General features: G+C 53.2%; 14 protein-coding genes. 13 read left to right on the top strand and 1 reads right to left on the bottom strand.

Annotation, left to right across the window (positions count from 1 at the left end; genetic code table 11):
• Positions 1-613 precede the first annotated feature (613 nt).
• The gene (rluC, locus tag FD428_RS12705; RefSeq protein ID WP_012132836.1) at positions 614-1,567 is read left to right on the top strand and encodes a 23S rRNA pseudouridine(955/2504/2580) synthase RluC; all 954 of its coding nucleotides are present in this window, start codon (positions 614-616) and stop codon (positions 1,565-1,567) included.
• Positions 1,568-1,729: 162 nt separating this feature from the next.
• Here the strand turns inward: rluC and FD428_RS12700 are convergent, their stop codons facing one another.
• The gene (locus FD428_RS12700) at positions 1,730-2,314 is read right to left on the bottom strand and encodes a nucleoside triphosphate pyrophosphatase (RefSeq protein WP_012132833.1); all 585 of its coding nucleotides are present in this window, start codon (positions 2,312-2,314) and stop codon (positions 1,730-1,732) included.
• Between the two features lie 198 nt (positions 2,315-2,512).
• Here FD428_RS12700 and yceD point away from each other — a divergent pair, with 198 nt between their 5' ends.
• The 12 genes from yceD (at position 2,513) to holB (ending at position 12,403) form a co-directional block, all read left to right on the top strand.
• Positions 2,513-3,034: a 23S rRNA accumulation protein YceD gene (yceD, locus tag FD428_RS12695; RefSeq protein WP_012132832.1), complete on the top strand. Its 522-nt coding sequence runs from the start codon at positions 2,513-2,515 to the stop codon at positions 3,032-3,034.
• A 16-nt stretch (positions 3,035-3,050) separates the two neighbouring features.
• A complete protein-coding gene (gene rpmF, locus FD428_RS12690; RefSeq protein ID WP_000290727.1) occupies positions 3,051-3,224 on the top strand; it encodes a 50S ribosomal protein L32 in 174 nt (57 codons plus the stop codon).
• 79 nt (positions 3,225-3,303) lie between these two features.
• A complete protein-coding gene (gene plsX / locus FD428_RS12685; RefSeq protein WP_071818860.1) occupies positions 3,304-4,383 on the top strand; it encodes a phosphate acyltransferase PlsX in 1,080 nt (359 codons plus the stop codon).
• A 76-nt stretch (positions 4,384-4,459) separates the two neighbouring features.
• Positions 4,460-5,413, top strand: a complete 954-nt coding sequence (gene fabH / locus FD428_RS12680) for a beta-ketoacyl-ACP synthase III (RefSeq protein ID WP_012132830.1) — start codon at positions 4,460-4,462, stop codon at positions 5,411-5,413.
• 15 nt (positions 5,414-5,428) lie between these two features.
• A complete protein-coding gene (gene fabD / locus FD428_RS12675; RefSeq protein ID WP_114848571.1) occupies positions 5,429-6,358 on the top strand; it encodes an ACP S-malonyltransferase in 930 nt (309 codons plus the stop codon).
• 12 nt (positions 6,359-6,370) lie between these two features.
• Positions 6,371-7,105, top strand: coding sequence for a 3-oxoacyl-ACP reductase FabG (gene fabG / locus FD428_RS12670; RefSeq protein WP_012132828.1), 735 nt, complete (start codon positions 6,371-6,373; stop codon positions 7,103-7,105).
• A 151-nt stretch (positions 7,106-7,256) separates the two neighbouring features.
• Positions 7,257-7,493 carry an acyl carrier protein gene (gene acpP, locus FD428_RS12665; RefSeq protein WP_000103754.1) on the top strand — a complete coding sequence of 79 codons (237 nt, stop codon included), beginning with the start codon at positions 7,257-7,259 and terminating at the stop codon, positions 7,491-7,493.
• An 85-nt stretch (positions 7,494-7,578) separates the two neighbouring features.
• Entirely contained in the window at positions 7,579-8,820 is a 1,242-nt protein-coding gene (gene fabF, locus FD428_RS12660; protein ID WP_058669004.1) for a beta-ketoacyl-ACP synthase II, read from the top strand.
• A gap of 116 nt (positions 8,821-8,936) precedes the next feature.
• A complete protein-coding gene (pabC, locus tag FD428_RS12655) occupies positions 8,937-9,746 on the top strand; it encodes an aminodeoxychorismate lyase (RefSeq protein ID WP_114848570.1) in 810 nt (269 codons plus the stop codon).
• Positions 9,747-9,748: 2 nt separating this feature from the next.
• Complete coding sequence (gene yceG / locus FD428_RS12650; protein WP_058669006.1) at positions 9,749-10,771, top strand: cell division protein YceG; 1,023 nt, start codon at positions 9,749-9,751, stop codon at positions 10,769-10,771.
• Positions 10,761-11,402, top strand: coding sequence for a dTMP kinase (tmk, locus tag FD428_RS12645; protein WP_012132824.1), 642 nt, complete (start codon positions 10,761-10,763; stop codon positions 11,400-11,402). The genes yceG and tmk overlap by 11 nt, the downstream gene beginning before the upstream one ends.
• Positions 11,399-12,403: a DNA polymerase III subunit delta' gene (gene holB, locus FD428_RS12640; protein ID WP_114848569.1), complete on the top strand. Its 1,005-nt coding sequence runs from the start codon at positions 11,399-11,401 to the stop codon at positions 12,401-12,403. The genes tmk and holB overlap by 4 nt, the downstream gene beginning before the upstream one ends.
• Positions 12,404-12,411 lie beyond the last annotated feature (8 nt).

Raw genomic sequence — 12,411 nt, 5'->3', positions numbered from 1 at the left:
GGCCTCGTGTCTATTCGCGTCGCCAACCTCACGGTTATCGTCTGCTCAAAGAGGCGCAGAGTGTCGGTTGCCTGTATTTCATACGGAAATACAGCGCAATTATCAGGGGAACAGCCTGGGAGTTACTCTCCAGAGAAGATTCCATTATGTTCATCGTCTTTCACGCCGCAGATGCGTTGGCTTCATCTGCTCACCCGGGCATAAGCTCCTGGGGATTCCCAGATTTGCCGCCTTTCTGCAACGCGTAGTACATAGAACATATACCGGTAAGGACTGCAACCCGCAGCCCGCTAACTGCCTGAAAAATCAATACGTCTTACGCCATTGCTGCGTTGATGATCTGTCTGGCAAAATGGGTCATTCCGTAAAATTTCTTGTTTTAACAAGGTTCGACACGGAAACGGTTACATTATTCCACTGCTAACCTTGTTATAGCAAGATGACTTTTACCATTTATCACCCGGTTACTCACAGTTTTTTCACTTCCTCATGGCGATTGGTTTAATAACCAGCAAATTGGTCATGTTGAACGTGAGTAACAGGATATAGAAGTAAATATAAGCATAGAAAAATGAGTGGCGCTAATCCTTATGGCTATTTAGAATCGGCCCCCATGAAAACTGAGACTCCATCCGTAAAAATAGTTGCCATTACTGCCGACGAAGCGGGGCAACGCATCGATAACTTTTTGCGCACGCAACTCAAAGGCGTACCGAAAAGCATGATTTACCGCATTTTGCGTAAAGGTGAAGTGCGGGTGAACAAAAAACGCATCAAACCGGAATATAAGCTCGAAGCCGGGGATGAAGTGCGTATTCCGCCGGTGCGCGTCGCCGAACGCGAAGAAGAGGCCGTTTCGCCGCATCTGCAAAAAGTGGCGGCGCTGGCCGATGTCATTTTGTATGAAGATGACCATATCCTGGTGCTGAACAAACCTTCCGGCACGGCGGTACATGGCGGAAGCGGGTTGAGCTTCGGCGTTATCGAAGGGCTGCGCGCGTTGCGGCCAGAAGCGCGTTTCCTGGAACTGGTGCATCGTCTTGACCGCGATACCTCTGGCGTACTGCTGGTTGCGAAAAAACGCTCAGCGCTGCGTTCTTTGCATGAGCAACTGCGTGAGAAGGGGATGCAGAAAGATTATCTGGCGCTGGTTCGCGGCCAGTGGCAGTCGCATGTTAAATCGGTACAGGCGCCTTTATTAAAGAATATTTTGCAAAGCGGCGAACGTATTGTACGTGTGAGTCAGGAAGGAAAACCCTCCGAAACGCGCTTTAAAGTTGAAGAGCGCTATGCGTTTGCGACGCTGGTGCGCTGTAGCCCGGTGACGGGACGTACGCATCAGATTCGTGTGCATACGCTGCATGCGGGCCATCCGATCGCGTTTGACGATCGTTACGGCGATCGCGAATTTGATAAGCAGCTTGCGGGAACGGGGCTGTCACGGCTTTTTCTGCACGCGGCAGCGCTGAAGTTTACTCATCCGGGGACTGGCGAGGTGATGCGTATCGAAGCGCCGATGGATAACCAACTCAAGCATTGCCTTCAGGTGTTACGTAACAAAGCCTGATGCGCGTTGCGATATTATCGCGCTAAACCTGTAGGCCGGATAAGACGTTTACGTCATCATCCGGCATCTTTACGCCTGATGGCGCTGTGCTTATCAGGCCTACGGGCATTGCTCCGCTGTGGGCCTGATAAGATGTTTTAGCGTCGCCATCAGACGCATCCACTATGCCATCAGCGGGTTCATCTCTTCCCGACGCAGCATCTGGCACAGCGCAATTAGCGGTAGCCCAATAAGCGTATTGGGATCTCGCCCCTCCAGGCGCTCGAAAAGGGCAATGCCAAGACCTTCGCTTTTAAAACTTCCGGCACAATGCAATGGACGCTCTTTGCGGACATAGTCCTCTATTTCCGTTTCGCTTAAATGGCGGAAATGCACATCAAACGGTTCGACTTCCGTTTGTAAATGTCCGGTTGCAGAATTATAAAGCGCCAGTCCGGTATAAAACGTCACAATATTACCGCTGGCTTTGGTTAATTGCTGGCGCGCTTTTTCTTCGGTTAACGGTTTGCCGGTAATTTCGCCATCCAGAACGCAAATTTGATCGGAGCCAATAATCAGATGATCGGGGAAACGGTGGGCGAGCGATTGCGCTTTCGCCTGTGCGAGGCGAGAGACCAAATGGCGCGGCGCTTCGCCAGACATGGGCGTTTCGTCAACCTCGGGAGCCGCGCACTCGAAAGGGATCGCCAGTTTTTCGAGCAGCGCGCGACGCCAGGGAGAGGTAGAAGCAAGGATGAGACGGGGCATATTTTTTTCCCTCAGATATAGCGTATTAATGAGAGCCATCTTAAACTATGCTCTTCGTCCTTCAAGCATGACATACAGTCACGGTTTGAGCGAAAATAAGTCTGTAACCCGCAATGTGTGCGAATTATTGGCAAAAGGCAACCGCAGGCTGCCTTTTTCTTTGACTCTATGACGTTACAAAGTTAATATGCGCGCCCTATGCAAAAGGTAAAATTACCCCTGACTCTTGATCCGGTTCGTACGGCTCAAAAACGCCTCGATTATGAAGGTATCTATACTTCTGATCTGGTAGAGCGCGTCGCCGATTCTGTAGTCAGTGTGGACAGTGATGTGGAATGCTCCATGTCGTTCGCTATCGATAACCAACGTCTTGCCGTTATTACGGGTGATGCGAAGGTGACGGTATCGCTCGAATGCCAGCGTTGCGGGAAGCCGTTTACCCATCAGGTTCACACAACGTATTGTTTTAGTCCGGTTCGTTCTGACGAACAGGCTGAAGCACTCCCGGAAGCGTATGAGCCGATTGAGGTTAACGAATTCGGTGAAATCGATCTGCTTGCAATGGTTGAAGATGAAATCATCCTCTCCTTGCCGGTAGTTCCGGTGCATGATTCTGAACACTGTGAAGTGTCCGAGGCGGACATGGTCTTTGGTGAATTGCCTGATGAAGCGCAAAAACCAAACCCATTTGCCGTATTAGCCAGCTTAAAGCGTAAGTAATTGAGGAGTAAGGTCCATGGCCGTACAACAGAATAAACCAACCCGTTCCAAACGTGGCATGCGTCGTTCTCATGACGCTCTGACCGCAGTCACCAGCCTGTCTGTAGACAAAACTTCTGGTGAAAAACACCTGCGTCACCACATCACTGCCGACGGTTACTACCGCGGCCGTAAGGTCATCGCTAAGTAATCACGCGCAAGCGTGATGAAGCTTAGTGAGGATTTCCCCGCGTAAGCGGGGAAACACCAAACCAGGCAGCGACGATACCTTGACACGTCTAACCCTGGCGTTAGATGTCATGGGGGGAGATTTCGGCCCTTCCGTGACAGTGCCTGCAGCACTGCAGGCACTGAATTCTAATTCGCAACTCACACTTCTTTTAGTCGGGGATCCCGATACCATCACGCCATTACTTGCCAAAGCTGACTTTGAACAACGTTCGCGTCTGCAGATTATCCCTGCACAGTCAGTTATTGCCAGTGATGCCCGGCCTTCGCAGGCTATCCGCGCCAGTCGCGGCAGCTCAATGCGTGTGGCCCTGGAGCTCGTGAAAGAAGGTCGAGCCGAAGCCTGTGTGAGCGCCGGTAATACGGGCGCGCTCATGGGACTTGCGAAATTATTGCTCAAACCCCTTGAGGGCATTGAGCGTCCTGCGTTGATGACGGTTTTACCGCATCAGCAGAAAGGAAAAACGGTGGTGCTGGATTTAGGCGCCAACGTCGATTGTGACAGTACCATGTTGGTGCAGTTTGCCGTGATGGGGTCCGTGATGGCGGAAGAGGTGATTGGGATAACCAATCCCCGCGTGGCGTTGCTCAATATTGGTGAAGAAGAAACCAAAGGTCTCGACAGTATTCGTGATGCCTCTGCGTTGCTCAAAACAGTCCCTTCCATCAATTACATTGGTTATCTTGAAGCCAATGAATTATTGACGGGAAAAACTGATGTGCTGGTATGTGACGGATTTACAGGTAATGTCACATTAAAGACAATGGAAGGGGTTGTCAGGATGTTCCTTTCACTGCTGAAATCTCAGGGTGAGAGTAAAAAACGGTCGTGGTGGCTGCTGTTATTAAAACGTTGGTTACAAAAAAGCCTGACGAGGCGATTCAGTCACCTCAACCCCGACCAGTATAATGGCGCCTGTCTGTTAGGATTGCGTGGCACGGTGATTAAAAGTCATGGTGCGGCCAATCAGCGAGCATTTGCCGTCGCGATTGAACAGGCAGTGCAGGCGGTGCAGCGACAAGTTCCTCAGCGAATTGCCGCTCGCCTGGAATCTGTATACCCAGCCGGATTCGAACTGTTGGAAGGTGGCAAAAACGGACACTCACGGGTGCACAATTAACGGTGTAACCTGAGCGCAACCAACATACCAGCAGTTTGCACGCGGTGGTATATAACCGAAAAGTGACTGAGCGTACATGTATACAAAGATTATTGGTACTGGCAGCTATCTGCCTGAACAAGTGCGTACTAACGCCGATTTGGAAAAGATGGTAGAGACGTCTGACGAGTGGATTGTCACGCGTACAGGCATCCGTGAACGCCATATTGCAGCGCCAAACGAAACAGTCGCGACGATGGGCTATACAGCCGCAAACCGCGCGCTTGAAATGGCGGGCATCGATAAAGACCAGATTGGCTTGATTGTGGTGGCGACCACGTCAGCAACACATGCTTTCCCAAGCGCAGCATGCCAGATTCAGAGCATGTTGGGCATTAAAGGCTGCCCGGCGTTTGACGTTGCAGCGGCCTGCGCCGGTTTTACCTACGCGTTAAGCGTTGCCGATCAGTATGTAAAATCAGGCGCCGTTAAATATGCGCTGGTCATCGGTTCCGATGTCCTGGCGCGCACCTGCGATCCCACCGATCGCGGGACGATCATTATCTTTGGTGACGGCGCGGGTGCAGCGGTTCTGAGCGCATCCGAAGAACCAGGCATTATTTCGACGCATCTTCATGCAGACGGCAGCTACGGTGAGTTGCTGACGCTGCCAAACGCCGATCGCGTCAATCCAGAAAATCCGATTTATCTGACGATGGCGGGCAACGAGGTGTTTAAAGTGGCGGTAACTGAACTGGCACACATCGTTGACGAGACGCTGGCGGCGAATAATCTGGATCGTTCCGCTCTGGACTGGCTGGTTCCGCACCAGGCTAACCTGCGCATCATCAGCGCGACAGCGAAAAAGCTGGGTATGTCGATGGATAATGTGGTGGTTACGCTGGACAGACACGGCAACACCTCTGCGGCCTCTGTGCCGTGCGCGCTGGACGAAGCTGTGCGCGACGGGCGGATTAAAGCCGGGCAGTTGGTATTGCTTGAGGCCTTCGGGGGGGGATTCACCTGGGGCTCCGCGCTGGTTCGTTTCTAGTATAAGGATTTAAACATGACGCAATTTGCTTTTGTGTTCCCGGGGCAGGGTTCCCAGACGGTTGGGATGTTGTCTGAAATGGCAGCCAGCTACCCGATCGTAGAAGAAACCTTTGCTGAAGCTTCTGCGACGCTGGGTTATGATCTGTGGGCGCTGACGCAGCAAGGGCCTGCGGAAGAACTGAATAAGACCTGGCAGACTCAGCCAGCATTGCTGGCCGCTTCCGTTGCGCTGTATCGCGTATGGCAGCAGCAGGGCGGTAAAGCGCCTGCGCTGATGGCGGGACACAGCCTGGGGGAATACTCCGCGCTGGTATGTGCTGGCGTCATCGATTTCGCCGACGCGGTTCGTCTGGTTGAACTGCGCGGCAAGTTCATGCAGGAAGCTGTGCCGGAAGGCACCGGCGCAATGGCGGCGATCATCGGTCTGGATGATGCATCCATCGCCAAAGCGTGTGAAGAGGCGGCTGAAGGCCAGGTGGTTTCTCCGGTGAACTTTAACTCTCCGGGCCAGGTGGTTATCGCCGGGCATAAAGACGCGGTTGAACGTGCGGGCGCAGCCTGTAAAGCCGCTGGCGCAAAACGTGCGCTGCCGCTGCCGGTAAGCGTGCCGTCACACTGTGCGCTGATGAAACCTGCGGCAGATAAGCTGGCGGTTGAATTAGCGAAAATCACCTTCAATGCCCCGACCGTACCGGTTGTGAATAACGTTGACGTGAAGTGTGAAACCGACGCTAACGCTATCCGTGATGCGCTGGTACGCCAGCTGTACAACCCGGTGCAGTGGACGAAGAGTGTAGAATTTATCGCAGCACAAGGTGTTGAACACCTTTATGAAGTGGGTCCAGGTAAAGTCCTCACTGGTCTGACTAAACGTATTGTTGACACCCTGACGGCCTCGGCGCTAAACGAACCGGCGGCACTGTCAGCGGCGCTTGAGCAATAAAAGAGGAAAACCATGAGTTTTGAAGGAAAAGTCGCGCTGGTTACCGGTGCAAGCCGTGGCATTGGCCGCGCAATTGCTGAGACGCTCGTTGCCCGTGGCGCGAAAGTCATCGGTACTGCTACCAGCGAAAATGGCGCTCAGGCCATTAGCGAATACTTAGGTGCGAACGGTAAAGGTCTGATGTTGAATGTGACCGATCCGGCATCTATTGAATCTGTTCTGGAAAATATTCGCGCAGAATTTGGTGAAGTTGATATCCTGGTCAATAATGCCGGTATCACTCGCGATAATCTGCTGATGCGAATGAAAGATGATGAGTGGAACGACATTCTCGAAACCAATCTGTCATCTGTTTTCCGTCTGTCAAAAGCGGTAATGCGCGCTATGATGAAAAAACGTCATGGACGTATTATCACTATCGGTTCTGTGGTTGGTACCATGGGAAATGCGGGTCAGGCCAACTACGCTGCGGCGAAAGCGGGTCTGATTGGCTTCAGTAAATCACTGGCGCGTGAAGTTGCGTCGCGTGGGATTACTGTCAATGTTGTGGCTCCGGGCTTTATTGAAACGGACATGACGCGTGCGCTGTCTGATGATCAGCGTGCGGGTATTCTGGCGCAGGTTCCTGCGGGCCGCCTCGGCGGCGCTCAGGAAATCGCCAGTGCGGTTGCATTTTTAGCCTCTGACGAAGCAAGTTACATCACTGGTGAGACTCTGCACGTCAACGGCGGAATGTATATGGTTTAACCACGAAAAATATTTGCGTTATTGTTGGTCTTGGCCTCAAAATAACGTAAAATCGTGGTAAGAACTGCCGGGATTTAGTTGCAAATTTTTCAACATTTTATACACTACGAAAACCATCGCGAAAGCGAGTTTTGATAGGAAATTTAAGAGTATGAGCACTATCGAAGAACGCGTTAAGAAAATTATCGGCGAGCAGCTGGGCGTTAAGCAGGAAGAAGTTACCAACAATGCTTCTTTCGTTGAAGACCTGGGCGCAGATTCTCTTGACACCGTTGAGCTGGTAATGGCTCTGGAAGAAGAGTTTGATACTGAGATTCCGGACGAAGAAGCTGAGAAAATCACCACCGTTCAGGCTGCCATTGATTATATCAACGGCCACCAGGCGTAAGTGAACATCTCCAGGCGGTCATTCGACCGCCTGAGTTTTATCTTTTTGTCCCACTAGAATCATTTTCCCTCCCTGGAGGACAAACGTGTCTAAGCGTCGTGTAGTTGTGACCGGACTGGGCATGTTGTCTCCTGTCGGCAATACCGTAGAGTCTACCTGGAAAGCTCTCCTTGCCGGTCAGAGTGGCATCAGCCTGATCGACCATTTCGATACTAGCGCCTATGCAACGAAATTTGCTGGCTTAGTAAAGGATTTTAACTGTGACGATATCATATCGCGCAAAGAACAGCGCAAGATGGATGCCTTCATTCAATATGGAATTGTCGCTGGCGTTCAGGCCATGCAGGATTCTGGCCTTGAAGTAACGGAAGAGAACGCAGCCCGTATTGGCGCCGCTATCGGCTCTGGTATCGGCGGTCTCGGACTGATCGAAGAAAACCACAGTTCCCTGGTGAACGGTGGGCCGCGTAAGATCAGCCCGTTCTTTGTTCCGTCGACGATTGTTAACATGGTGGCAGGTCACCTGACCATCATGTACGGCCTGCGTGGGCCAAGCATCTCTATCGCTACCGCCTGCACCTCAGGCGTACATAACATCGGTCATGCCGCGCGTATCATTGCATACGGCGATGCGGACGCGATGGTAGCGGGTGGTGCGGAAAAAGCCAGTACGCCGCTGGGTGTCGGTGGCTTTGGCGCAGCGCGTGCGCTGTCTACACGTAATGATAACCCGCAAGCGGCCAGCCGCCCGTGGGATAAAGAGCGTGACGGCTTTGTTCTCGGCGATGGCGCGGGCATGGTGGTACTGGAAGAGTACGAACATGCAAAAGCGCGCGGCGCGAAAATTTATGCCGAAATCGTTGGCTTCGGGATGAGCAGCGATGCTTATCACATGACGTCACCGCCGGAAAACGGCGCGGGCGCCGCGCTGGCGATGGTCAATGCGCTGCGTGATGCGGCCATTGAGCCGGGTCAGATTGGTTACGTCAATGCCCACGGTACGTCTACACCGGCAGGCGATAAAGCGGAAACTCAGGCGGTAAAATCTGTCTTTGGCGATGCGGCAAGCCGTGTGCTGGTCAGCTCGACGAAATCCATGACGGGTCACTTGCTGGGTGCTGCGGGCGCGGTAGAGTCCATTTTCTCTATCCTGGCGCTGCGCGACCAGGCTGTTCCGCCAACCATCAACCTGGATAACCCGGATGAAGGTTGCGACCTGGACTTTGTGCCTCACGAAGCTCGTCAGGTTAACGGAATGGAGTATACGCTGTGTAACTCCTTCGGCTTTGGTGGTACTAACGGCTCGTTGATCTTCAAAAAGGTCTAAGTCGTTCCACCAGAGAGTAAAAAGGTCCGCTTGTCGGGCCTTTTTTATTCAGCTTTCTTCCCTTGTCCTGTGTTAACCATCCTGCCACACTAATCGACCACGAATAAGGAGCCACTATGTTCTTAATTAATGGCCGTGAACAGGATTCTCTTGCCGCAAGCGATCGCGCGACGCAGTTTGGCGATGGCTGTTTCACTACTGCGCGAATCCGTGACGGTAGAATTTGCCTCCTGACCGCACACCTTCGCCGTTTGCAGGATGCCTGCGAAAAACTGCTGCTTCCCTTCAGTCAATGGACGGAACTGCAACACGAAATGACGGCGATGGCAGCAGGCCAGAACAGTGGCGTACTGAAAGTTATTCTGAGTCGTGGCAGCGGCGGCAGGGGCTACAGCCCGTCAAACTGTCGTGCGGCCACGCGAATTTTATCCGTTTCTCCTTATCCCACTCATTATGAACGCTGGCGTACGGAAGGTATTACGCTGGCGCTAAGCCCCGTACGGCTGGGGCGTAACCCTATGATTGCGGGTATAAAACACCTTAACCGGCTGGAACAGGTACTGATCCGGTCTCATCTTGAGCAGACAAACGCCGATGAAGCGCTGGTTCTTGACAGCGAGGGATGGGTTACGGAATGCTGTGCGGCTAATTTGTTCTGGCGTAAAGAGAATGTGGTGTATACGCCGCGCCTGGATCAGGCGGGGGTAAACGGCATTATGCGACAATTTTGTTTACAGTCGCTGGCACAATCGCCTTTCCAGGTTGTCGAAGTGTATGCCGGGGAGGACGCGCTTATGCAGGCCGATGAGATGGTTATCTGCAATGCGTTGATGCCCGTGATTCCCGTGCGCGCCTGTGGCGATAAACTGATGTTTGCACGTTCATTGTTCGATTTTTTAGCCCCACTTTGTGAGCACCCGAATTAGTCATGAAAAGAATGTTACGCTTTTTCCTTCTGCTGGTCGTTGTGTTGGGCATTGCCGCTGGCGCAGGAATGTGGAAAGTGCGCCAACTGGCCGACAGTCCCTTGTTAATAAAAGAAGAGACGATCTTTACCCTGAAGGCCGGAACCGGGCGTCTGGCATTAGGCGATCAACTCTACGCCGACAAGATTATCAATCGGCCGCGCGTGTTTCAGTGGTTGTTGCGCGTTGAACCTGAATTATCAAACTTTAAAGCGGGCACCTATCGTTTAACGCCTGACATGACCGTACGGGAGATGCTGAAACTGCTGGAAAGCGGTAAAGAAGCACAGTTCCCGCTACGTCTGGTCGAAGGGATGCGCCTGAGCGATTACCTGAATCAGTTGCGGAATGCGCCTTATATTCAGCATACGCTTAGCGATGACCGCTACGAAACCGTCGCGCAGGCGCTGAAGCTGGAGACCCCGGAGTGGCTTGAAGGCTGGTTCTGGCCGGACACCTGGATGTATACCGCCAACACCACCGATGTCGCGCTTCTGAAGCGTGCGCATCAAAAGATGGTTAAAGCGGTAGATGACGTCTGGGAAGGGCGCGCGGAAGGGCTGCCTTATAAAGATAAGAATCAACTGGTGACGATGGCGTCTATTATCGAGAAAGAGACGGCCGTCGCCAGCGAACGCGATCAGGTGGCATCGGTCTTTATTAACCGTCTGCGTATTGGTATGCGTTTGCAGACCGATCCGACCGTGATTTACGGCATGGGGGCGAGTTATAATGGTAAGCTGTCGCGTGCGGCGCTGGAAACGCCGACGGCGTATAACACCTATACCATCACCGGGTTGCCGCCAGGTCCTATCGCCATGCCTGGCGAAGCCTCTTTGAAAGCCGCCGCGCATCCGGCGAAAACGCCGTACCTCTATTTTGTGGCTGACGGAAAGGGCGGTCACACGTTTAACACCAATCTTGCCAGCCATAACCGGTCAGTGCAGGACTACCTGAAAGTGCTTAAGGAAAAAAATGGGCAGTAACTATATCGTCATCGAAGGCCTGGAAGGCGCCGGAAAAACCACCGCGCGTAACGTGGTGGTGGAGACACTTGAGCAACTGGGTATTCACGACATGATTTTTACGCGTGAGCCGGGCGGCACCCAGCTTGCAGAGAAATTAAGAAGTCTGGTGCTGGACATCAAATCGGTGGGTGATGAAACGATCACGGATAAAGCTGAAGTGCTGATGTTTTATGCCGCGCGAGTGCAACTGGTGGAAACCGTTATCAAGCCTGCGCTGGCGAAAGGAACGTGGGTCATTGGCGATCGCCATGACCTGTCCACTCAGGCCTACCAGGGTGGCGGCCGTGGGATCGATCAGACAATGCTGGCGACGCTGCGTGATGCTGTATTGGGCGACTTCCGTCCTGACCTGACCCTGTATCTGGATGTGACGCCGGAGGTTGGCTTAAAACGCGCGCGCGCGCGCGGCGAACTTGACCGCATTGAGCAGGAGTCTCTGGATTTCTTCAATCGCACGCGTGCCCGCTACCTTGAGCTGGCCGCCAGCGATGCCAGCATTCGCACCATTGATGCGACTCAGCCGCTGGAGGCTGTGATGAACGATATTCGCACAACCGTAACGGCCTGGATCAAGGAGCAGGGTGCATGAAATGGTATCCGTGGTTACGGCCAGACTTTGAAAAACTGGTAGCAAGCTATCAGGCGGGTCGGGGCCACCATGCGTTACTGATTCAGGCGTTGCCCGGAATGGGGGATGATGCGCTGATTTATGCCCTCAGTCGTTATTTGCTGTGCCAGCAACCGGAAGGGCATAAAAGCTGCGGGCGCTGTCGTGGCTGCCAGTTAATGCAGGCGGGTACGCATCCTGACTATTATTCGCTGTTGCCGGAAAAGGGAAAAAGCACCCTTGGCGTGGACGCGGTACGCGACGTGGGCGAGAAGCTGTACGAACATTCTCGACTTGGCGGCGCGAAAGTCGTGTTGATCCCGGATGCGGCCCTGCTGACTGATGCCGCGGCGAATGCCTTATTAAAGACGCTGGAAGAGCCGCCGGAGCAAACCTGGTTCTTCCTTGCCAGCCGTGAACCGGCACGCCTGCTGGCGACTTTACGCAGCCGCTGCCGTCTGCATCATCTTGCGCCGCCATCTGAACAATACGCTGTTTCATGGCTTTCTCGTGAAGTGACAATGTCACAAGAGACGTTGCTGGCGGCGCTGCGCCTGAGCGCAGGGGCTCCCGGCGCCGCTCTGGCGTTGTTGCAGGCCGACAGCTGGGCGCATCGTAACGCGCTTTGCGAAGCGCTGGCGAATACGCTGCAATCCGGCGATTGGTATATCCTTCTGTTGGTGTTGAATCACGAACAGGCCGCCGTACGTTTACACTGGCTGGCGACGCTGCTTATGGATGCCCTTAAATACCGGTATGGCGCTTCCAGTCTGACAAATCAGGATGCCGGAACGCTGGTGGCGTCGATAGCTGAACGGTTATCCGTCGCACGCATCCAGGCCATACTCAGCGATGTCTGCCATTGTCGCGAACAGCTGATTAACGTGACCGGATTAAACCGCGAACTGGTATTAACCGATCTTATTCTCCGCATAGAGCATTACCTGCAACCAGGCGCCGTGTTGCCTGTTTCCCATCTTTGAGAGAGACA

This window comes from Citrobacter sp. TBCP-5362, from assembly GCF_005406305.1.
GTDB classification, from domain to species: domain Bacteria; phylum Pseudomonadota; class Gammaproteobacteria; order Enterobacterales; family Enterobacteriaceae; genus Citrobacter_B; species Citrobacter_B koseri.
The sequence above is the reverse complement of the archived record's forward strand: the minus strand, read 5'-3'. Positions and strand labels throughout refer to the sequence as shown.

Coding starts and splice junctions, on each gene's coding strand:
- rluC (WP_012132836.1), top strand. CDS start 614: ATGAAAACTGAGACTCCATCCGTAAAAATAGTTGCCATTACTGCCGAC.
- FD428_RS12700 (WP_012132833.1), bottom strand. CDS start 2,314: ATGCCCCGTCTCATCCTTGCTTCTACCTCTCCCTGGCGTCGCGCGCTG.
- yceD (WP_012132832.1), top strand. CDS start 2,513: ATGCAAAAGGTAAAATTACCCCTGACTCTTGATCCGGTTCGTACGGCT.
- rpmF (WP_000290727.1), top strand. CDS start 3,051: ATGGCCGTACAACAGAATAAACCAACCCGTTCCAAACGTGGCATGCGT.
- fabH (WP_012132830.1), top strand. CDS start 4,460: ATGTATACAAAGATTATTGGTACTGGCAGCTATCTGCCTGAACAAGTG.
- fabD (WP_114848571.1), top strand. CDS start 5,429: ATGACGCAATTTGCTTTTGTGTTCCCGGGGCAGGGTTCCCAGACGGTT.
- fabG (WP_012132828.1), top strand. CDS start 6,371: ATGAGTTTTGAAGGAAAAGTCGCGCTGGTTACCGGTGCAAGCCGTGGC.
- acpP (WP_000103754.1), top strand. CDS start 7,257: ATGAGCACTATCGAAGAACGCGTTAAGAAAATTATCGGCGAGCAGCTG.
- pabC (WP_114848570.1), top strand. CDS start 8,937: ATGTTCTTAATTAATGGCCGTGAACAGGATTCTCTTGCCGCAAGCGAT.
- yceG (WP_058669006.1), top strand. CDS start 9,749: ATGAAAAGAATGTTACGCTTTTTCCTTCTGCTGGTCGTTGTGTTGGGC.
- tmk (WP_012132824.1), top strand. CDS start 10,761: ATGGGCAGTAACTATATCGTCATCGAAGGCCTGGAAGGCGCCGGAAAA.
- holB (WP_114848569.1), top strand. CDS start 11,399: ATGAAATGGTATCCGTGGTTACGGCCAGACTTTGAAAAACTGGTAGCA.